The 21,673-nt window shown below is 35.2% G+C and carries 18 protein-coding genes, 1 tRNA gene and 1 pseudogene; 3 read left to right on the top strand and 17 right to left on the bottom strand.

Annotated elements, in window-relative coordinates:
- Positions 1-30: 30 nt before the first annotated feature.
- The 8 genes from secA to pnuC form a co-directional block, all read right to left on the bottom strand.
- Complete coding sequence (secA, locus tag C231_RS0103810; RefSeq protein WP_018659331.1) at positions 31-2,406, bottom strand: preprotein translocase subunit SecA; 2,376 nt, start codon at positions 2,404-2,406, stop codon at positions 31-33.
- Positions 2,407-2,566: 160 nt separating this feature from the next.
- Entirely contained in the window at positions 2,567-3,097 is a 531-nt protein-coding gene (msrA, locus tag C231_RS0103805) for a peptide-methionine (S)-S-oxide reductase MsrA (RefSeq protein WP_018659330.1), read from the bottom strand.
- Positions 3,098-3,403: 306 nt separating this feature from the next.
- Complete coding sequence (locus tag C231_RS0103800; RefSeq protein ID WP_018659329.1) at positions 3,404-5,080, bottom strand: ribonucleoside-diphosphate reductase subunit alpha; 1,677 nt, start codon at positions 5,078-5,080, stop codon at positions 3,404-3,406.
- Between the two features lie 11 nt (positions 5,081-5,091).
- Entirely contained in the window at positions 5,092-6,342 is a 1,251-nt protein-coding gene (locus tag C231_RS0103795) for a ribonucleotide-diphosphate reductase subunit beta (protein WP_018659328.1), read from the bottom strand.
- A 19-nt stretch (positions 6,343-6,361) separates the two neighbouring features.
- Positions 6,362-6,586 carry a glutaredoxin family protein gene (locus tag C231_RS0103790; protein WP_018659327.1) on the bottom strand — a complete coding sequence of 75 codons (225 nt, stop codon included), beginning with the start codon at positions 6,584-6,586 and terminating at the stop codon, positions 6,362-6,364.
- A 398-nt stretch (positions 6,587-6,984) separates the two neighbouring features.
- The gene (locus tag C231_RS07785) at positions 6,985-7,485 is read right to left on the bottom strand and encodes a methylated-DNA--[protein]-cysteine S-methyltransferase (protein ID WP_425386744.1); all 501 of its coding nucleotides are present in this window, start codon (positions 7,483-7,485) and stop codon (positions 6,985-6,987) included.
- 296 nt (positions 7,486-7,781) lie between these two features.
- Positions 7,782-8,303, bottom strand: a complete 522-nt coding sequence (locus C231_RS08245; RefSeq protein WP_018659325.1) for a helix-turn-helix transcriptional regulator — start codon at positions 8,301-8,303, stop codon at positions 7,782-7,784.
- 83 nt (positions 8,304-8,386) lie between these two features.
- Entirely contained in the window at positions 8,387-9,100 is a 714-nt protein-coding gene (gene pnuC / locus C231_RS07775; protein WP_018659324.1) for a nicotinamide riboside transporter PnuC, read from the bottom strand.
- 319 nt (positions 9,101-9,419) lie between these two features.
- On the opposite strand from pnuC, the gene gpmA reads away from it, so the two are divergent.
- From gpmA to C231_RS0103760, 3 genes are all read left to right on the top strand, one after another.
- Positions 9,420-10,109, top strand: coding sequence for a 2,3-diphosphoglycerate-dependent phosphoglycerate mutase (gene gpmA / locus C231_RS0103770; RefSeq protein WP_026314338.1), 690 nt, complete (start codon positions 9,420-9,422; stop codon positions 10,107-10,109).
- Between the two features lie 55 nt (positions 10,110-10,164).
- A complete protein-coding gene (locus tag C231_RS0103765; protein WP_018659322.1) occupies positions 10,165-11,055 on the top strand; it encodes a fructose bisphosphate aldolase in 891 nt (296 codons plus the stop codon).
- A gap of 163 nt (positions 11,056-11,218) precedes the next feature.
- Positions 11,219-11,300 (top strand) — tRNA-Leu (locus C231_RS0103760).
- A 106-nt stretch (positions 11,301-11,406) separates the two neighbouring features.
- On the opposite strand, the gene C231_RS0103755 is transcribed toward C231_RS0103760, so the two are convergent.
- From C231_RS0103755 to C231_RS0103715, 9 genes and pseudogenes are all read right to left on the bottom strand, one after another.
- Entirely contained in the window at positions 11,407-12,309 is a 903-nt protein-coding gene (locus C231_RS0103755; protein WP_018659321.1) for a DUF7916 family protein, read from the bottom strand.
- Positions 12,310-12,373: 64 nt separating this feature from the next.
- The gene (locus tag C231_RS0103750; RefSeq protein WP_018659320.1) at positions 12,374-13,657 is read right to left on the bottom strand and encodes a PTS sugar transporter subunit IIC; all 1,284 of its coding nucleotides are present in this window, start codon (positions 13,655-13,657) and stop codon (positions 12,374-12,376) included.
- Between the two features lie 399 nt (positions 13,658-14,056).
- The gene (gene xylB / locus C231_RS0103745) at positions 14,057-15,559 is read right to left on the bottom strand and encodes a xylulokinase (protein WP_018659319.1); all 1,503 of its coding nucleotides are present in this window, start codon (positions 15,557-15,559) and stop codon (positions 14,057-14,059) included.
- A gap of 19 nt (positions 15,560-15,578) precedes the next feature.
- On the bottom strand, positions 15,579-16,547 hold the full coding sequence (locus tag C231_RS0103740; RefSeq protein WP_018659318.1) for an aldose epimerase family protein: 969 nt from the start codon (positions 16,545-16,547) through the stop codon (positions 15,579-15,581).
- A gap of 54 nt (positions 16,548-16,601) precedes the next feature.
- A complete protein-coding gene (locus C231_RS0103735) occupies positions 16,602-17,120 on the bottom strand; it encodes a D-lyxose/D-mannose family sugar isomerase (protein WP_018659317.1) in 519 nt (172 codons plus the stop codon).
- Positions 17,121-17,132: 12 nt separating this feature from the next.
- Positions 17,133-18,220, bottom strand: a pseudogene (locus tag C231_RS07770) (PTS fructose transporter subunit IIC).
- 23 nt (positions 18,221-18,243) lie between these two features.
- Positions 18,244-18,552 (bottom strand): PTS fructose transporter subunit IIB, encoded by a 309-nt coding sequence (locus tag C231_RS0103725; protein WP_018659315.1) that lies wholly within the window; start codon positions 18,550-18,552, stop codon positions 18,244-18,246.
- 18 nt (positions 18,553-18,570) lie between these two features.
- Positions 18,571-19,443 (bottom strand): ketose-bisphosphate aldolase, encoded by an 873-nt coding sequence (locus C231_RS0103720; protein ID WP_018659314.1) that lies wholly within the window; start codon positions 19,441-19,443, stop codon positions 18,571-18,573.
- A 3-nt stretch (positions 19,444-19,446) separates the two neighbouring features.
- Entirely contained in the window at positions 19,447-21,417 is a 1,971-nt protein-coding gene (locus C231_RS0103715; RefSeq protein WP_018659313.1) for a BglG family transcription antiterminator, read from the bottom strand.
- Between the last annotated feature and the right edge of the window lie 256 nt (positions 21,418-21,673).

Here is a 21,673-nt window from a genome sequence, read left to right as displayed (position 1 = left end):
AACCCCCTTGAACTCAAGAGGGTTTAATCATTAGACTTGTTCTCTTTCAAGGTTTTGACGCACTTGTGATTGTAAGAGTAGTCGTGTCGTTTCATAATCAATCTCAAAGATCATCTCTTCAAAGAGACGGAATCCTTCTTGTTGATATTCAGTCAATGGATTGGATTGACCATAAGAGCGCAAACCGATACCTTGGCGCAGTTGATCCATCACATCGATATGCGTGGTCCATGCCTGATCCACTACACGTAAAAGTACTACTTTTTCAAACTCTAAGAAAGTTTCGTCATTCCCAATATTTTCACGTTGCATTTCATAATTTTCGCGTGCCCGTTCTACCAATTCTGCTTTTAGCTGTTCACGCGATTTACCTTCAAAATCTTCAATCGAAATCTCATCATCGCGTAAAATCACTGTATGCACGAATTCAACCAAATATTCTAAATTCCACTCTTTTGCATCTTCAGACATTGTATACATATCAATGTAACGTTCAATTGTGCGGACAATCATCGGAATCGTCACATAAGCAAGTGAATCTTGTTCCATAATAACTTCTTGGCGCTGTGAATAGATGACCTCACGTTGTTCACGCATGACATCATCATATTTTAAAACATTACGGCGTGTATCGTAGTTATTTCCTTCGATACGTTTTTGAGCTGCTTCAATCTGACGCGATACCATTTTACTTTGGATGACTGCATCATTTTCTTCAATTTGGAATTTCTTGAATAACTGTTGAATGGCTTCACTACCAGCACGCAACATCAAGTCATCTTCAAGAGACAGATAAAATTGTGTCACACCTGGATCACCTTGACGCCCACTACGTCCACGCAGCTGGTTGTCAATACGGCGAGATTCATGACGTTCCGTTCCAATAACTGCCAAACCGCCCAATTCTCGCACGCCAGGTCCTAATTTAATATCAGTCCCGCGACCTGCCATGTTCGTTGCAATAGTTACCGCTCCTGGTTGACCTGCATTCATAATAATCTCTGCTTCTCTGAAGTGATTCTTAGCATTTAATACTTCATGTGCTATACCTTCTGCTTGCAGCAACTCACTTAAATGTTCCGAAGTCTCAACTGCAACCGTTCCAACAAGAATAGGCTGTCCAGCTGCATGACGTTCTTTTATATCTTCAACAACCGCTTTAAATTTACTGTGTAGGTTCGGATAAATAATATCTGAACGATCATCACGAATGACGGGCTCATTAGTTGGTACCGCAATAACATTCATATTATAAATTTCAGTAAATTCTTCTTCTTCCGTTTTGGCAGTTCCTGTCATTCCAGAAAGTTTGTTATACATACGGAAGAAGTTTTGGAATGTGATTATTGCCATTGTTCTCGTTTCTTTTTGAATTTCTACATTCTCTTTTGCTTCAATGGCTTGGTGTAAACCGTCCGAATAACGGCGACCATCCATAATACGTCCTGTAAATTGGTCAACAATTTTCACTTCACCATCATCTACCACATAATCCACATCACGCATCATAATGTAGTTAGCGCGTAATGATTGATCAAGGTGATGCACTAATGCTTGATGAGAGACATCATATAAGTTATCAACATGGAATGTATCTTCCGCTTTGTCGATTCCTTCTTCAGTAAAGTTGATCGTTTTCGATTGGACATCTATCGTATAGTCCTCATCTTCTTTTAATCCTTTTACAAAAAAGTCACAACGTGCATAAAAGGATGTAGACTGTGTGGCTTGACCCGATATAATCAAAGGAGTTCTTGCCTCATCAATTAAAATCGAGTCCACCTCATCTAAAATCGCAAAATGAAGCGGGCGTTGAACCATTTGTTCTTTGTAGACCACCATATTATCGCGCAAATAGTCAAAGCCAAGTTCATTATTCGTAGAATATGTAATATCTGCACTATATGCTTGACGTTTTTCTTCCGCTGAAAGCTCATTCAAATTAAGTCCAACTGAAAGACCTAGCCAACGATAAAGTTCTCCCATTTCTTCCGCATCACGTGTTGCCAAATATTCGTTAACTGTAACAACGTGAACACCTTTACCAGCAATAGCATTCAAATAAACAGGCATCGTTGCCGTCAAAGTCTTTCCTTCACCTGTTTTCATTTCAGCGATATTCCCTTCATGTAGGGCGATACCCCCCATGAGCTGAACGTGGAAAGGATAAAGACCGAGTACACGTTTTGCAGCTTCACGAACAACTGCAAAAGCTTCCACTAATAAATCGTCTAGCGTTTCACCTGCTTGATAACGCGCTTTAAATTCTTCTGCTTTTTCTTGAAGTTGAGCATCTGATAAAGCAGCCATTTCCCCAGCCAATGCTTCAATCTGATCTGCAACCTTATCATAGCGACGAAGTGTTTTTTTATCGCCATCAAAAACCTTTTTTAACCATTGGATCATTCTTATGTCTCCTAACTCCGACAAAAATTTATATACTGAACCTCATAATAAGATCACATTATATACTAACACGATTTTGAAATAAAAAAAAGTAACAAACGACTAAAAGTCTGTTCTTTCACTCGTCAGTTACTTATAATTGCAAAAAATACTTACAAATTTATTTAATTCTTTTAAATTGATCAATCGCAACTGGCAGCGGTTCTTTTGCTGAAATGAGTGATATGTGGCAGTAACCCGTTGGATTCTTCTTCAAATAGTCTTGATGCGCATCCTCCGCTGGATAAAAATTAGTCAATGGTTTAATCTCAATAACAAATTTTTCAGCATTCGGTGCTTTTTTCATTAAAGACTTAACTTCTTCACCGAGCACTGCCGATTCATAATAAATGCCTGAGCGATACTGTACCCCTCGATCATTTCCTTGTTGGTTGATACTATATGGATCGACAATGCGCAAAAAGTGCATCAAAATCTCCTCAGTTGTTATTGCTTCAATATCATATACAACGCGAACTGTCTCAGCAAAATGATAGGCACCGCTACATACTTCTTGGTATGTGGCATGCGCCTTCGTACCATTAGCGTATCCAACCATAGTATCAATAACACCTGCTACACGCTGAAAATATCCTTCAACGCCCCAGAAACATCCACCCGCTAAATAAATCGTCTGTTGTCTTTCATGCATCTTCGCTCACTCCCAACTTCTTTTTTAGAGAGTATCAAATTCATTAAAAAATGTAAAAAAACTTGTTTTGAAATAAATGATTTACAAAACACATAAATAGATTATATATCGTCATCGCCAAAAGAGTTATTTCATCTTTTTGAAATGAATAAATTCTTTTAATTTTTTATGTATCAAATAAAAATGCTGAATCATTTTCACCTTTAAATAACACAACATTAATTGTAGATCAAAATAAGCCAACATCCAACGACCTAAAAAAGCACTCTTAACCTAATGTTAAAAGTGCTTGAGATAATGATGCAATTAAGCTTCACAGGCAAGGCAAATACTGGACTGATAAAATTGTTGCGCAGCATTTGTACTATGTTGATAGTATAAGGTTTTGATACCATTTTGCCAGGCATATAAATGTAGTTCATTTAATTCCTTGGCAGACGTTTTGGGGTTGACCATAATATTTAGCGACTGCCCTTGGTCAATGTAGCGCTGACGAATACTTGCCTGATTAATCACCTCATACTGATTAATTTCTGAAAATGTTTTAAATACTTCGCGCTCCAAATCTGTTAAATAATCCAAATGTTGGACAGATCCATCATGATTGCGGATATCGATCCAAGTGTCTCGCGTATCTTGACCATATTTTTTAAGTACTTCACGTAAATATGGATTTTGGACGGTAACTTTTGCTTTTGAGACATCTTTTACATAATTATTCGACCACAAAGGTTCAATGGACTGCGATGTCTGACCAAGAATGAAAGCAGAAGAAGTATTCGGCGCAACGGCCATCAATGTCGCATTTCTTCGACCCATCCCTTTCATAACTTTAGGTTCACCATATTCTTTCGCTAATTTTTTAGTCGCAGCTTCTGCTTGATTTCTAATCGTTTTAAATAACTCTTCATTCAATAAGCTTGCTTCTTCTGACTCAAATGGAATCATCTGGGATTGGAGCAGTGAGTGCCAGCCTAAAACTCCAAGACCCAATGCGCGGTTATCTACCGCAAATTGATAGGCTTTTTTCATAAAATGAAAAGCATCTTGGCTATTGCGTTCTTTCGAATCACGCAAATGCTCCAATTTTTCGATGAAATCCGTCATAACAGCATCTAAAAAATAGATCAGCGTTTCCACTGCATCTGTATCTTTCCACTCTTCAAAATGGAGTGCATTCATACTCGACAAATTGCAGACAAAAGACCACTCTTCATTATCTGGCAATGCAATTTCAGCACATAAGTTAGAATGTGTAATTAGATAATTTTTGTACCATTCTGGTTTATTTTTGTTAACAGTGTCTTCAAAGAAAATATAAGGGTAACCCAGTTCCACGCGGCGCTGTAATAACTTCGCCCATGTCATGCGTTTTTCTTTATCCCCGCCGATCATCTCTAAGAGCCATTCATCTGAAACGGTAACACCATGGTTTAAATTCTGAATTTCATTCCCTTCGACACCAATTTCCAAAAATTCATCAATGTCAGGGTGATCAATGGGTAAATAAGGCGCAAAACGTCCGCGGCGTGCAGAACCTTGACTGACAGTGTCCGTCATTTGTTCGAACAATTTCATAAAATGAACGGCACCAGATGATTGTCCATTATTTGTAATCGCGGCCCCACGTCCTCTTAAATCGCCAAAATAGCCTGAGGTTCCGCCACCATATTTTGACATCATCCCCACTTCGCTAGAAGCATATAAAATACCACCCATATCGTCTGGAATATATGAACCAAAACATGAAATAGGTAAGCCACGACTAATGCCGAAATTTGTCCAAACTGGTGTAGATAAAGAAAAATAACCTTTGCCTAAATAATCATAAAATTTATTCGCAAATCCATCAATTCCTAGATATTCTTCCGCTTTATCTGCAATCTCACGCAAACGTTCTTCAGGTGTCTGACCTTCTCCTAAATAGCCACGACTTAAAAATAGACGGCTATTATCTGTTAACCAATAATAATCTTTTCTCATTTTTCCACCCCTTAAAATAAGTCATCCGCCGTAATACTTTTAGAACGTTTCGTATAGTTGACTGAACGTTTCTCAAAAAAGTCAACATGTTTTGTTGCAACGACCTCATCATCGAACCAATCTGTTTTCTCGACTTCCGCTTCATCCACATCAAAAATTCTCTCTAAACCGATCGCTTCCAAAGAATTGTTGAAACGATTTTTTATAAATTCTTGCACCGTATAGCGCGGCATAAAGTCCAATTCGCCATCTTCAAAAATCCAATCCAACACTTCTTGTTCTGATGCATAAGCTTCCCGACAAATATCATAAACATCGCGCGCCATCTCATCATCAAACCACTGTGGCTGCTCTTTTTTGATAGTCAAAATTAGATCAACCCCGAACTCACCATGCAGCTGCTCTTCTTTTGAAGTTGCTTCAATTACATTGGAAATTCCACTAAATAAATTTTGATATTTATTAAATGACATGATAATTAAAAATTGACTAAATAGTGAAATATGTTCAATAAATGCTGAAAATAAAAGCACCGCAATTGTAAAATCACGATGAGTACCCGTCAGGGCATATTCATTATGTTTTTTTAAATAATTCACGCGGCGGTTGAGTGCTGGAATTTCTTCAATTCGTTCAAACTCGCCATTCAACCCTAACAACTCAAGTAAATGTGCATAGGCATCACTATGGCGCACTTCCGATTCGGCAAAAGTGTACCCAACATTAGCTAATTCCGGTTTTGGCAAACGTTTGTATAAGTCTCCCCAAAATTCCTTAACAGCCACTTCAATTTGGGAAATGGCAAGCATTGAATTTTTGATTGCCGTCCGTTCATGCGGCTTCACATTAACTTTGTAGTCTTGAATATCACTAGTGTAATTGTATTCAGTGTGTAGCCAGTAAGAGTGCTGAATTGCTTCTTTATAAGATTCCAATTCTGGATATTCAAAAGGTTTGAAATTCTTTCGTGGCTTGAAAATATCTAACTTACGCTCTTGAATACGCTCCTGACGATATAAGATATAAGCTTTTGCCGTATGAATATGCTGATTGAGCATCAGACACTCTTCTACAAGATCTTGAATAGATTCAACGTCAAGAATCTCTTGGGCAATCTTATCAATTACTTCAGAAGTAGTAACTTCAATATCTTCTGCACTCATTTCTTTTGTTTCATTATTTGCTTTTGTGATTGCTATTTTAATTTTGTCACGATTGAAAGGGACATGGTCGCCATTGCGTTTAATTACTGTATGAATCATTTTGAATTACTCCTTTTATTTATAAATAGCTTAAGATATCATTGAATTCATTAAAATCAATAAATTGCCCGTCCACCATAACTTGCGGTAACGATTTGCGACCACTTTCCAGTATCTCTTGACGTGCATTCTCATCCTGACTTATATTTACTTCTTCAAAATCAACCGCTTTAAGCTTGAGCCACTGTTTTAGTAGCTGACATTGCCCACATTGATCTTTGCTATATACTTTTAACATCTTCATCCTTTACCTCCGTCATATTTTTATGGCCTTTTAATGTTCAAAAATGCATACGAGATATCATCATCAAGACACCTAAGTCTAAATCAAATGTCAATAATTTCTCTCATCTAAAGCTACCACATATATACAGCACATACTTTGCATCTAGCACAATAACAATAATTGCCACTTGCTTCTTAAAAGACTGCATACAACTTGTCTTCATTTTTTGTATGAACCACTATATGTTGCCTTATGCTATCGCAAAAACACTACATAATCAACTTAATAGTTTGTATATTTTCTTACAAATTCATACTTTATTCCCCTTTTTTTATTTTTGTAGATCATCCATTATTTTGCTCATAAAAAATCAGAATGATCGCTTGATCTTCGGTTATGTCCCGAATAGATACGCTTTAATCATTCTGATTTTTATTTTGTTCAAGTTGTAATAAGAATTGCTTTTTTTCGATACCAGAACTATATCCACCTAATTGCCCATTCGCATAAATGACGCGATGACAAGGAACAATAATTGCTAGTGGATTACGTCCATTTGCATTGGCTGCTGCACGTATAGCACGAGGACATCCGATCCCTTTTGCTAATTGCTTATAAGACATCGTACTTCCATAAGGGATGGCCAGCAAACCCATCCACACCAACTGTTGAAATTCAGTCCCGACCGACAAATCAATGGGCAGTTGGAATATTTTACGCTTATGTTCAAAATACTCCAACAACTGCTTTTTTGTAGACTCTAATAATGGGGTCATCTCTTCCACTGCTTCCTGTCCAAAATGCGTGGTCCATTTAGCCACCCATTCATCCACATTATGAAATGCTTCCCCATATTCCACACTAAAAAGTCTATGCTCCGTTGCCAAAATAAAAAGCTCACCTAATAAAAAGCTCACCTAAAGGAGAATTCAAATGATTATAAAATAACATATATCCTCCCCTTTCCAATAGTATAAGCAACCACGTGAAGGCTTAATTGAAGTCATTGACATCGCTTTTATTACTCATATCTTTTATATTAATTCATGTTGGCTTTATCCATTCAAAACAACATCAGCGAGTTAAAATAAGGTTTATCCGCATTCAACTCTTGTGGCGCTGTCTCGGCGCTTTTTTTATTTCAAAAAAAGCAGTGGATTTTAAGAATCCACTGCTTTATTTTATTAATTAATAGAAATATTTACATTTTGATTTAGGAAGAAGTATTAGAGATATTACTATTCATTATTAACTTCTTAATAAATAGGACTGGCGAAATTAAGTAATATAGCGGAAATAAAACTCTTGAGGTTGCCATTTGTCCGTAACGATAATCTGTTGGTGTGACCTTTGGAAATGTTAGAAGAGCCACTCCAAAATAAATGCCTAACAATGTCCATGGGAACTCTGTCAATGATAAATGAAAATAATCTACCAACAAATAATAAGCACTCGCTGTAAATAGACCGCTGAGGCTATAGAGTACTATTTCTTCAAGAAGTCCAGGATGTTGTTCGATTTCAATGGAGGTATGATTATTAGATTGTTCGATATCACTTATAATATTTAGTTGTAATAATTTTTCAAGTTCTAATAAATTAGATGTACTGGGCACTGTTTGTCCTGTCTCCCATTTTGAAATGGCTTGACGGCTGACGCCTAATTGTTCGGCAATATATTCTTGTGAAAGTCCCAATTCAGTGCGACGATTTTTTATCTTTTCATTCAAACTCATTTTTTCACCTTCCTAATTAATAGAATATCTTCGGCTACTTTAATGGTACTGCTTTTTATAACAGTTGGACCACCAGTTATTTGTCAACTATTGGTTGCTTCTGTATTTTTTAGATGTTTTTGCCTTTTTTTCATTTGCGACCAGCTGATATATCCATAGATATCATTAACTAAAAAGACGATAAAACAGATGACCATCGCACTATAGCTTGGGTCTTCAAAAGTGGCTAGCAGCCATAAAATAATAAGAACGCCGTCATTGGCGGCATAACCGATGGCGAAATATTCACTGCGCCGCATCGTTAGATATGAGGCAACAAAACTTGTAAAAACTGACAAAGTGCTCCAAAAAAGTGCTGCAGTCGCAAATGTTTTCAATATAAAATAAAAAACAACTGTCACAATTGTTCCAAGTCCAAGGATCATCACATATTCTATGGTAGAGAGATGATTCACTTTTACTTCATTTTTCCCCGCTTCTGCTGGATTTTTCCACCACGAAATAACTGACAAAATAGCAATCGGTGCAGTCATGCCCAAGTAAGTTATCATCTCACCATAATAGGCGGTCTGATAGGAAATGATGCCATATAAAACACTGAAGAGAACTGTCAATACTTGACCCCACACATTCCCCTTCGCATTCAAAATTAAAAAAGTCGCACCAATAATTGAAGCGATCAATGTTAATATATCTAACGACTGAAAAATAACTGCCGCTCCTATAATCGTCATGGTCGACATTGTCCACAACATTTTTTCAAAAGGTGTGAAATAGTCGCACACTTTTTCGAACATCATAATCTCTCCTTGTACTAAAAAACGCATTTCTACTCACGACGTTTCGGATGATGTCGTAAATAAAAATGCATCTATGCAACTACTCTACCGTAGTAAATTTATTGGATGATGTGTATATTGTAACATATTCCTCTAATTTTGGCAATGCCTGCGACACTCTAACCATCTAGTAAAATTTGTCTAGCATTTTTTGCCTTGTGATTTTATTGAATTTTTAATAAAAATAGCGATGTAATACGCTTTCATAGCGTTTGTTTAGTTGAAGCTAAATAATTATTATGATAGGATGAACATGATCAATAAGAGAAGGAGTACCATTATGAAATTAACATTAATTCGTCACGGACAAAGCGAATGGAATAATCTAAATTTATTCACAGGATGGGAAGATGTACGCCTTACAGAACAAGGAATTGAAGAAGCTAAAAAAGCAGGACAAGCACTCAAAGCTTTAGATATTCCTTTTGAAACGGTCTACACTTCTGTTTTGTCGCGCGCAATTCAAACAACCTACTATGTATTGAGTGAAGCTGACCGACTCTATTTACCTGTTACCAAAGCCTGGCAATTAAATGAACGTCATTATGGCGGCTTGCAAGGATTGAATAAAGCAGAAACTGCGGAAAAATATGGTGATGAACAAGTACATATTTGGCGCCGTTCATTCGATGTCACACCCCCTAACGCTGATGAAGGGGCTCATGATGTGCTTACTCACGATCCTCGCTACAAAGGAGTTAATCCATCACTTATTCCTTATACTGAAAGTCTAAAAATTACCATGGAACGCACACTTCCTTATTTCGATAGCGATATCGCCCCCCGCATCAAGGCTGGCGAAAATGTTTTGATCGTTGCACATGGTAACTCATTACGTTCACTTATTAAAACATTTGAGAACATTAGTGATGAAGATATTCCACAACTTGAAATTGCAACAGGTGTTCCAATCATTTATGATATCGATGAAGCATTAAATGTTGTCGATAAACATGTCGTTCGTTAAGCGAACTCTTAATTTATTCGGTATTAAAAGACACTCAATTAAAGGAGGCCATTGAATGAACAAAGAACAATTCAATCAAATGAAAGAAAAAGCTGGCTTTATTGCGGCACTTGACCAATCTGGTGGTTCAACACCAAAAGCCTTAAAAGCTTATGGTATTGATGATAGTCACTATCATACAGAAGATGATATGTTTGACTTGATTCATGAAATGCGCACACGCATTGTAACGGCACCGGCCTTTACAAGCGAAGAAATTATTGGCGCTATTTTGTTCGAACAAACGATGGACCGTAAAGTCAATGGAAAATATACAGCAGATTACTTATGGGAAGATAAGGGGATCGTTCCATTTGTAAAAGTTGACTTAGGACTTGCAGCAGAAGAAAATGGTGCTCAATGCATGAAACCTATTGACAACCTTGATCAAACATTAGAACGTGCAAATGAACGCCATATTTTTGGTACAAAAATGCGCTCCGTCATTAATAAATACAATGAAAAAGGAATTAAAGACGTTGTTGCACAACAATTCATGTATGGAAAACAAATCATCGCTGCAGGACTTGTGCCAATTATCGAGCCAGAAGTAACAATTACTTCTCCTGATAAAGAAGCCATTGAATCAACATTAGCAGAATATATATTAGAAGAATTAAATCAGCTCAACAAAGATCAATTCGTTCTCCTAAAATTAAGTATTCCAACGCAACCAGATGTCTATCAAAAACTAGTCAACCACCCACAAGTCGTGCGTGTCGTTGCATTGTCTGGCGGCTATCCAATCGATGAAGCCAATGCTTTACTTAAACGCACTCCTGGAATGATTGCATCATTCTCTCGTGCATTAACTGGTGATTTAACAGTTCAACTAACTGATGAAGCTTTCAATCAGACATTAAAAGAAGCGATTGATTCGATCTTTGATGCATCCGTCAATAAATAATAATAGATCAGCACTATCATATTATAATAAATGGCGAGGAATAATTCCTCGCCATTTTTATTTCGTCTGAGTTAGTAGTACTCACCATTTTTGCCACGTGTAGCACTAAATTTTAATTACTCATTGACGCTCACTTCAAAGAGGACTATAATAAAATCTCCAAGCGGATATGGCGGAATTGGCAGACGCGCATGGTTCAGGTCCATGTGAGGCAACTCGTGAAGGTTCAAATCCTTTTATCCGCATCAGGCGGAGTGATAAGCACTTCGCTTTTTTATTTGGCAAAAAAATATGCTCCTCTAGAACGAATTTCTACAAATGTCCTAGAAAGAGCATATTTATTTATAATTCTTAACGATTAATTGAGCGGGCAATTCTTGAAAATGTATGTCTTCGTCCTCTAATTGCAACGCTTAGTGCATAAATATTTTCTGGAACTGCCATGCCATGGTAACCAGCATCTCCAATATGTTGAATGTCCACACCTGCAATTTTGTTATCCAGTGCCATTTTTTTAATGGTATCAACATCACTAGACTCTTGACTTGTACCAATCGCTGACATAACTAAAGCACCTTTTGTATGGACATGATCAACAACTTTATAAATGTCATGTGGACGTACTCCTGGAACAGTACCAATTGCAGGAATTAATAAGATGTCGGCTCCTGCTTCAATAATTTCTTCAGCAACTGCTGCAGTAATGACCGGCTCATCTACACCAGCACCATGCATTTTCCCTGCAATAATCAATCCATCAAAATGCTGTTTAGCAAGTGCAATGCTTTCAATAATCGTTTTATTTGTAACACCTACTCCTGGGTTACCTGTTAAGCAAATAAAGTCCAAGCCTAATTCATTTGCTTTTTCAAATGTTTCAACACTTGCTTGTCTTCCCTTTGAGATGGTGCTTCGAACTTCTAACAATTCTGTTGCGGTATCGACAGGTTCAAGGTTCATTCCAATTAATCTTCCAGTGTATTTTTTTAAAGCGTGAACGAAATTTTGCTGTTCTTCTTCATCCAATCCTTTGATAATTGGATCAAAAATATCAACGCCATTCAGAAGAATCATATCTGATCCACAGGCACTGGCGAGTTCTGCCGTTGTAATATCTCCAACGCATGTATCTCTTTGTGCCACAACTTCTGTTACAATCGTTCGCCCCTCACTTGCTTTAATACTTTGTTTCACTTCTTGCGGTGTCATACTTAAAATATCTGAAGTATTTGCACTTAAAAATCTTTTTTTCATAATGACTCCCTTCTGTGATTCTTATACTATCTCATCATTCTCCTGCTGTTAGTTAATTATTCCATTAATCAACTTCTTGTTCCATTTCTTTAAAGCTATGTTCAATACCTCTAAAGAATACATAATACACTGCAGTATCCATTACAATTAAGAGTACTTGTAGCACACTCGCTTTCCAGTCATTCGTTGCCAAAAATCCGGAAATAACTGGTGGCATCGTCCATGGAACGTTAGCTCCTGTTGTTTTTGCAACGATACCGCTTCCCATCGCAATATAAGAAATAACTGCATTCATCATTGGCGTTATAATAAATGGCACAAGCATGCGTACGTTCATCACAATTGGAATACCAAACATCAAAGGTTCATTAATATTAAAGAGTGCCGGTGTTGATGTTACAGGCGCCAAAGCTTTGGTCAATTGACTTGAATTTTTTCTTCTAGCAATAATTGCAATCGCGATAGCTAACCCAATCGTTGCACCGCCACCACCAATCCAAACAAATAAATCAAGGAATGGCGTAGTAATAATATTCGGTAACTCTTGGCCTGCTTGGAATGCCAATCTATTTTCATCTGTCAGCATAAGCCAGATAGGGTTCATTACAGAACCGACCATTGTACCGCCATGAATGCCCATAAACCAGAAGATAGAGTTCAAACCAACCATGACAAGTGTACCAAATAAGTTACCTCCGAACACGCCCAAAGGTTTACCAAGAATGACCGCAATGACTTCATGAATATTTCCAAAGCCTAAAGCATCCACTCCTGCTGCTAGAATAATGCTACCACTAATAATCGCTGCTGCTGGAATCAATGCCGTGAAACTTCTAGAAACAGCAGGTGGTACAGAATCTGGCATCTTAATTACAATATTTTTATTAATAAACCAAGCATAAATTTTTCCAACAAGTAAACCAAGAATAATTGCTACAAATAAACCTTTTGAGCCCATCCAGCCTATAGGGATACCGCTTCCGATCTCTTCCGCGCTAATAAAAGGTGTTACTGTAATAAATGATGATATCGAAATAATTCCTGCAGGTGTTCCATCCACCCCAAATTGATGTGCCATACTATTGGCAATTCCAAATGAAGCGATCAACGCAACTAAACCGAAACTCGAGTTAACAGCTTTCCATAAGTAATCTGTTGCTCCCACATTTGTCAAGAAATCCGTAAATGCTTGAATTGGAAAACTTGCAATAATCATAAATGCTGACCCCACAATAATAAGTGGCATCGCAAGTAAGATACCATCGCGCATTGACATCAGATATTTGTTCGTTGACAATTTAGTAGCAACTGGCAACAACTTACGCTCAATTTTCTCCGCAAATGTCATAATATCTTTCCTTTCTATTTTTGAAAATATGAAAATATTAGCAATAAATTCAAAAAAAGATTATCATAAATGACTTTCATCCGCAAGCGTTTTCACGCAAAGGCAAAACCATTTTTAAACTTAAAATGCGCAACCACAAAGGATGGAAGAGGTTAAAAACTAATAACTTTAAACCTCCCAATAGCATCATAAATTTATAGTGATACTTTTTAAGAATTTTTCATAATGGACTTTTTCAAAAATTCATATAACACATTTCAAATACTTTTTATCGCTTACAATAGTTAATGATATCGGTTGTAATTTCCAAAATAAAAAGACGATATTATCGCCTTTTTAAGTAATATAAATATTTATTTTACGCAAACTATAGTATTTATTAACCCTATTAAATAGAGGTTAATTCTCCTTAATTTCAATTAATTTAGTACTGATGTCACAAGTTTTATGATATATACTTTTATAAATTTGAAATATCTTTTTATAGAATTCAACATTTTTTTGATTAGGCGATATAGGTGAATTATAACAAACTAGTTTGTGAGCACATTCCTCCAAAGAATTAAACCAGCCAGCACCAACGGCAGCTATCATAGCAGCTCCATAACCCGGGCCTTCTTCTACAGTAAGTGTAATAATTTCCGAATTAAAAATATCTGCTTGAATATGTTGCCAATACTTACTTTTAGCTCCTCCCCCTAAACTCACTATCTTATTAAGGCTCTTCTTTGTTTCCGTTTCAATTAATTCTTGTGATTCCTTCAGGGAAAATGTTATTCCTTCAATAACTGCTCTAGAGAAATGATTGATAGTGTGCGCAATATCTATCCCAACAAAGGAACCTCTTACCGTACTATCTACATGAGGAGTGCGTTCTCCAACAATATAAGGCGTGAACAATAAACCATTTGCTCCTGGTTCGATCTTGCTTGCCCCCTCTAATATCTCTTCATACTTCGCATTTTTAAAGAAACATTTTTTGAACCACTGTAAACTATTTCCAGCAGCCAAAGTAACACCCATAGAATAACTTAATCCTGGAATTACATGATTAAATAAATGAACCTTCCCATTATAATTAGAGTGAGCCTTACCTTCTGGACTTAAAAAAACACCCGAAGTACCGATACTTACCATGCTTTCATTTTCATCAATCATTCCAGCACCTAACGCTGCGCATGCATTATCAGCACCGCCAGCAAAAATTTTTATGTTATTTTTGAAATTATATTTTTCTTTGTAACTTTCTAGTAAATCTCCAACATAATCAGTCGATTCCACCAACTTAGGCAATATAGAATGTCTTATATTATACTTTTCTAAGATTTTTTTCGACCATTTCTTTTTATTAGCATCTAATAATAGCGTCCCTGAAGCATCTGAAAAATCCATATGACACTTACCTGTCAACTTATATCTCAAATAATCCTTTGGTAAAAATATATGCTCTGTTTTCTTCCAAATTTCTGGCTCATTTTGTTGAACCCACAATATCTTAGGCAGTGTAAAACCTTCTAGCGCTATATTACGTGTAATCTCGAGTATCTCCTCCGAAAATTCGTTCATTATTTGCTCACATTGAGTCGTATTTCTTACATCATTCCACAAGATTGCAGGCCTTAATATATTGAAGTCAGAATCAGCAAGAACAAGGCTATGCATTTGACCAGAAAAACTTATACCTACCAAATTCTTATTAAAATCAACATTTCTTATTGCTAAGTTTTTTAAAATATAATGACATGCAATTATCCAATCTTCTGGATTCTGTTCACTATATCCAGAACTAGGGTTTGAAACGGCATAAGGCTCCGAAACCGTATCTACTAATTCTCCCATCTCATTTATTAATACACCTTTCATTGAACTTGTGCCTAAGTCAATCCCTAAGACATATGGCATAAAAATCCCCCCGCCGCAATTATATTATTCTATACACTATCTTATTTTCGTATTCTCGTTTTAAATATTCATTATCTATATTGATGAAATTTGGCTTTCGTTGAGCTTCAAAAGTAATTCCAGCAAATTTCACTATATTATAATCAAAATAATCATTTGAAATTTTATTAAGTGTGTAAACAACAGATTCTTGATTTGTTATAATTTCTAAAATATTTCCATTACTACTTTCTTCCAGCCTAATGGCTGGGGCATCTTTATCAACTGAATCTATCATATAAGCTAGGTCAATGCCGCTATTACATAATTTAGAAATGTCATGCTTATTGTCGAAGCTTTTGTTAATTTTTTTCTTTTCACTAAAGTTTAGAAAATCAAATTCTTCTTTTAATAAATCGCCATATTTATTCAATGGAACGAACTCAGAATCTACCAGTTGCACTTTAGAGCTGTTTACCGTCAAATAGTGGTTTGAAATTGTTTTTTCACCTGAAAGATTAAAATACATATGGTTAGTAATATTAAAAATTGTAGGGTCTTTCGACTCCCCTTTATAACTTAAATGAAATTCATTATTTATTAATTTTAGCTCAGCATAAAGATCTGCGTTTTCATAAATGCTATTTTTATCACTCAGCTTTAAATTTGCACTTTGAGCATCCATGGATAATATACTCCATTGTTTCGTATGAATTCCTTTATAACCACCATGCAAATGAGTTTCACCTTCATTTGTATCAAGTTTAACTTTCTTATTATCAAAGGTACTGTATTCAGGAGGTCGTGTTCTTCCTGCATTTCGTCCGATAGTCCTTCCAAGGTAATAAATATTTTCTTTGTAATTATTAAAATCCTCATATTTTAGCAGAAAGTTAGTATTGTTGCTCTTCTTAATAAGATCTATTATTGTTAAACCCGATAATGAAAATACAACTTTTATATATTTATTTTCAATGACATATAAATTTTCATTAAGATTGTTAGACATCCTATGATCCTCCCTCTACATATTAAAAGGGTGTTAAAATAACACCCTTTCTCATTATCTTATTATTTCAGGATCAGTAAAGATATCCGTATCATCATGGCTTGTTGAAGAAAATTCCGAAATAACGGCACCTTCTTTTCCAGATACAAACCAATGTTTTGTATCTGGTTTAATGGTAAATTGCTCTCCTTCTTTCAAAAAAATACCATTTTTTACAGTATAGTATTTTTGCTTTCCTTCAGGTAATGATATGTCGTTATATAAGCCTGTATCTTCTCCTTCAACAAATAAGTAAACTGAACCCTTTCTACAGCGGAATGTTTCTTGCTTGCCCAAAACGCCATTAATTGTTGGATGTTTATGTTCGGGACATATTTGGCCAGGCAATAGTACCATTTCTTTTGCACAATATCGTTCATTATTTTCGTATATAATGAGATTAAGTCCTTCCGACTCAATATTATTTAATCCAAAATCAGCATATTCAATGTTATTAACTTCACTTTGGGTAAAGCACATTCCTGACTGATTAAACATATCAATAACTTTATTTTTGTACTCTTGACTAATCATAACTTTACCTTTCTATGAAATCTTAACAGAATCCCAATCAATCTCTTCCTCAGGTTCGTCAATCGCAACATCTACTGAATTAGGATCTTTTTTCGGTAATAATAAGAGAATTACAATAGCATGTACTAATGATCCAGCAATTGTTGCTAAAAAGAAGGCCCATGGTTTAGTAGCAGTAAACATAGCTATCATACCCGATGCTGGTATATGACTATCTGCCCCCATAGCATACTTAAAGCACCCGCAACAGCGCCTCCTACTCCAGTTGCGAGCATATGTCTAGGTAGGCTTTTTAACACAATTGGAAAAACTCCTTCAGTAATTTGAACAATTCCCATAGGGAATGCAGTTTTTAGTGTTTCGATATCAACAGAGTCAAAAATGTTTTTATTCACAACTTTTCCAATGAAATATGCTAAAGTTAGCCCAAATGGCGTGATCATAGAAACGATAATCAAAACCGTAATAGGCTCATAAATTCCCTCTGAAAATAATGCAAATACGAATGCAAATACCGTTTTATTCAGTGCACTTCCATAATCAATAGAGGCTAAAACTCCAATAATTGCTCCATATAAAACTTTCTGTGAAGGATCCAAACTTCCTAGATAATTTAAAATTAAATTAGTAAACCAAGTAATGGGACCTCCCACCACATAGTACATTAGTAACCCCGCAATTAAGGTGGCAAAAGTAGGAATAACCATTGTTGGCACCAAACCTTGCATCCAACTTGGTACTCGTATATATGAAACAATAGCAGCAGTTACATATCCAGCAAGGAATCCAGCAATTAATCCACCAATAAATCCAGTTTGAATGCCTTGTGCTACAAATCCAACAATCAATCCAGGAGCAATCCCTGGTTTGTCAGCAATGGAGTAGGCAATAGCTGTCGCCACTATCATAGGCAATGCTCCTAAACCATACCCTCCCATTGTGGTCATTGTGTCTGCAAATGAAAATCCATCTGAAAAGTTTTCAATTCCTGAGCCGCCCATAATATTACCGATAGCTAATAACATTCCCGACCCAACAACAATTGGCAAGAAAAATGAAATTGCCGTCATAACATGCTTTCTCAGTTCAAACTTTGGCATCTTATTCATTTGAATTCCCCTTTCTAAATTATACTTTCTTCTAGCTTCTCAAATAGTTTATTTGGTGATTTTACAGCTACATTTGTAGGAACTTCGATTATCTTTTTCCCCGAAAATCTTTCTCGTCCATTTACTTTAATATCAGCTGCTATAATAACAACGTCGGCAGAATCAATGTCCTTTTGTGAGAGTTTATTCTCAGTGCCAGCTAATCCCTGAGTTTCAATTGAAGCTTCATGACCACGTGCCTCTGCTGTCTTTAACAACTTCTCTCTTGCAATATATGTATGCGCAATCCCCGCAGTACACGCTGCAATTCCAACTATCTTCATAGTAATTCACCCTTTAAATTATTTATAATAATATTTAGCCTTATCAGCTGAGTTAAATAAATTAATTTTTTCTTCTGCAACCTTTTGAGTTGCTTCAATACATGAAGGGAATATAACGTTTGGTTCTCTTAATTCCTTACGATCATTCTCCATAACTACCTTCATTTGCTCATAGAATGCTATCTTAATATCACTTGAAATGTTAATCTTATTGATTCCCTTTGTAACAGCTACTTTAATTTCTTCATCAGGGTTACTAGAACCACCATGTAATACCAATGGCACATCTATTTTTTCAGCAATCTGATCAATTAGCTCTAGTTTTAATTTTGGTTTCATATTTTCTGGATATAATCCATGCGCAGTCCCCACAGCTACAGCCAAGCTATCAACATTTGTGCGTGTCACAAATTCTTTAGCAACTTCAGGGTCAGTATATATAATTTCCGTTACTCCACCTTCAATACTATCTCCAGTATCACCAATTGTACCTAACTCTGCTTCAACAGAAACATCTACAGCATGTGCTGCTTCTACTACTTTTTTACTAATTTCTATATTATCTTCAAAATCCATATGTGATGCATCAATCATTACTGAGGTAAAACCTAACTGGATTGCATGGATAACTTGTTCAAATGTCGCACCGTGGTCTAAATGTATACAAACAGGTAGTGTTGTATTATTAGCGTAATATTTTACTTGATCAACAAAACTATCGGTCAAAAAAGATAATTCATCTGGGTGAATGGCAATAATGACCGGAGAGTTTAAATTCTCACAAGCACGCATAACTCCCTCTAATAACTGACCTGAACCTGCATTAAATGCTGGTATTGCAAAATTTCTTTCGTGAGCAATTTTAAGAATTTCTTTTCCGCTAACTAACATAATTTATTCTCCTTTTTTATGAATAATAATATTAAAAATATCTTCCGCTTTATTCATTGACATTACTTCTTCAATAAAATTATCATCAGCCAATAAAATAGCTACTTGTTGGAGCATTTTGATATGTATCGTACTGGCATCATTATTCTTTACAGCAAACATAAATATTAATGATACCTTTCTATCATCAAGAGACCCCCACTCAATTGGCGTTTTTAATTTTGCTATGGCAATTCTTGTTTTAATGACCGCATCTGACTTTCCATGTGGAATTGCTACACCTTGACCAATTCCTGTCTCACCTTCTGTCTCTCTTTTATATATATCGTTCAAAAAAATAGTTTTATCATTTATAACTTTCTGGTCATATAGCAAATCAACCATTTTTTGTATACAATCATCCTTATTATGGGCATCAAGTTCAGCAATGATTAATTCTTTCCCAATAACTTTTTCTAAACTAATTTCTTTCAACTTTCTCCCCCCCCTCAACACATTTGTAATTATTTCAATATCTCTACTTGTTAATAATGGTGATATATTTACAATTGGCACATGCTCAATATCAAGATTTTCAATATCAATATTAATAGTCGTAAATATTCCGTCTATTTTTCCGTCATAATTAGTAATATAATTTTTTAATGTCCTTTGACTAATCGAATCAATAACTTCAATACCTGTGAATTGTGCCTCTATTTTCATTCTTAAAAGCTCAGAAGTGCCAATACCTGTTGAGCAAACTAGCAATATTTTTTTCTTTTGCCGTTGTGTCAATTCATACTTTTCAAAATACAAAACAATGTATCCGATGTCACTTTCTGAAATTAAAACTTGAAAATTTTCATTCTTAAGTTTTTTATTTATTTTTTTAACAATTTTTTTGATTTTTTTATATGTACATGGATACTCTGTTTTGATTTCATAACTTAATATGTTTTCGATATCTATTCCAGAATTTAGGCGATATAGCATTGGTTTTATATGACTTTTTAAGTCATTAATTAAGTTTTTAACTGCATTACTTTTTAAAAAATCGTCTTCTACTTGCTTAAAGTATTCATTAATTAAAGACTTTACGACCTTATCGCTCAACTTTTCATAATAAGGAGAAAATTTTGCATAATCAGATTGAAATGAGTTGAGATACTGTAATAAGAAAAATGGCTCTAGTTCGTGTAATTCTCTAGAAATATACTGGGAAATATTCTTTATAATTTCATTTGAAAGATCAAACAGATGCCTATTGCTTCTTATCATAAACTCTTCATTTTTATCTATAGGTTTTTGATTTTTAATCAAATTTACTTCGCCATCTCTATATCGTTTAATCAATAAAAAAAGATGAGTATATAAATTTACATCATATGGATATGACAACTCAGCATTTAATTCTTTTTCTATTATTTGAATTTGTTGTTTTAAAAATTCATCATCTTTTTTTGAAATATCGTTATTTAATTTTCCTAAAATTGCGTTATTATTGCTTTTTTTAAAGTAATATTTTATTGCATCCCTCACATCTTTTTCAGAACCTTCAACGTTGAGTTCCTCATCTTTATAATTCACAATTAAATTAAATTCAGCTAAACAAGTTTTTATTTTATTAATCTGTCTTTGCACAGTACTAATACTCATGTAATCTACAGGCATGATGTCCTCTACTTTTGTGCTCTTCGGAATTTTAAACAATATCTTAATGATCGCATTAATTTCAGTGTCGCTATTATTACTATTAAGCAATTCATAAATATGATAATTTGCAAAGCTAACATTCAACTTATTACCTTTACCTGGTTCTGTAATTATTAGACATTTTTTATATTTAGAGTTCGTTACATCATTAATTTTACTTATCAACCGATATACTGTTTTAGTTGAAACTTTTAAATTATTTGCGATTTCTGTAGCAGTAATAAAATCACTAAAATTTAAAGCATCTATTAATTTATACTCGTTATGACTCAGCGACATTTAACCCACCCCTCATTAGGCGATATTGTGTAACCTCCTCCATTACAATATATCAACCATGTAAGCGTTCTACAAATCAATCTTTGTCTACTTCAATGGACATTTTCTCCTATTTACTAAAGGTTTACAGTTTTAAATTAAACGTCAACAACCTCCAAAGAGCATCATAAATTTATAGTGATGCCTTTTAAGTATTACAAAATAAAAAAGGTAGCGGAATAATTCCGCTACCTTTAAGGGTTAAGCTTTATTTTTA

It is taken from the genome of Allofustis seminis DSM 15817 (assembly GCF_000374325.1).
Classification (GTDB): Bacteria; Bacillota; Bacilli; order Lactobacillales; family Carnobacteriaceae_A; genus Allofustis; species Allofustis seminis.
The sequence above is the reverse complement of the archived record's forward strand: the minus strand, read 5'-3'. Positions and strand labels throughout refer to the sequence as shown.

Bases quoted from the DNA above. Each gene is read 5' to 3' on its own strand.
- C231_RS0103790 (WP_018659327.1), bottom strand. From the start codon at position 6,586: ATGAAGATGTTAAAAGTATATAGCAAAGATCAATGTGGGCAATGTCAG.
- C231_RS0103720 (WP_018659314.1), bottom strand. From the start codon at position 19,443: ATGTTAGTTAGCGGAAAAGAAATTCTTAAAATTGCTCACGAAAGAAAT.
- C231_RS0103735 (WP_018659317.1), bottom strand. From the start codon at position 17,120: ATGATTAGTCAAGAGTACAAAAATAAAGTTATTGATATGTTTAATCAG.
- C231_RS0103800 (WP_018659329.1), bottom strand. From the start codon at position 5,080: ATGAGAAAAGATTATTATTGGTTAACAGATAATAGCCGTCTATTTTTA.
- C231_RS0103765 (WP_018659322.1), top strand. From the start codon at position 10,165: ATGAACAAAGAACAATTCAATCAAATGAAAGAAAAAGCTGGCTTTATT.
- C231_RS08245 (WP_018659325.1), bottom strand. From the start codon at position 8,303: ATGAGTTTGAATGAAAAGATAAAAAATCGTCGCACTGAATTGGGACTT.
- pnuC (WP_018659324.1), bottom strand. From the start codon at position 9,100: ATGTTCGAAAAAGTGTGCGACTATTTCACACCTTTTGAAAAAATGTTG.
- C231_RS0103725 (WP_018659315.1), bottom strand. From the start codon at position 18,552: ATGAAGATAGTTGGAATTGCAGCGTGTACTGCGGGGATTGCGCATACA.
- C231_RS0103755 (WP_018659321.1), bottom strand. From the start codon at position 12,309: ATGAAAAAAAGATTTTTAAGTGCAAATACTTCAGATATTTTAAGTATG.
- C231_RS0103740 (WP_018659318.1), bottom strand. From the start codon at position 16,547: ATGTCTAACAATCTTAATGAAAATTTATATGTCATTGAAAATAAATAT.
- secA (WP_018659331.1), bottom strand. From the start codon at position 2,406: ATGATCCAATGGTTAAAAAAGGTTTTTGATGGCGATAAAAAAACACTT.
- xylB (WP_018659319.1), bottom strand. From the start codon at position 15,559: ATGCCATATGTCTTAGGGATTGACTTAGGCACAAGTTCAATGAAAGGT.
- C231_RS0103795 (WP_018659328.1), bottom strand. From the start codon at position 6,342: ATGATTCATACAGTAATTAAACGCAATGGCGACCATGTCCCTTTCAAT.
- C231_RS0103750 (WP_018659320.1), bottom strand. From the start codon at position 13,657: ATGACATTTGCGGAGAAAATTGAGCGTAAGTTGTTGCCAGTTGCTACT.
- msrA (WP_018659330.1), bottom strand. From the start codon at position 3,097: ATGCATGAAAGACAACAGACGATTTATTTAGCGGGTGGATGTTTCTGG.
- C231_RS0103715 (WP_018659313.1), bottom strand. From the start codon at position 21,417: ATGTCGCTGAGTCATAACGAGTATAAATTAATAGATGCTTTAAATTTT.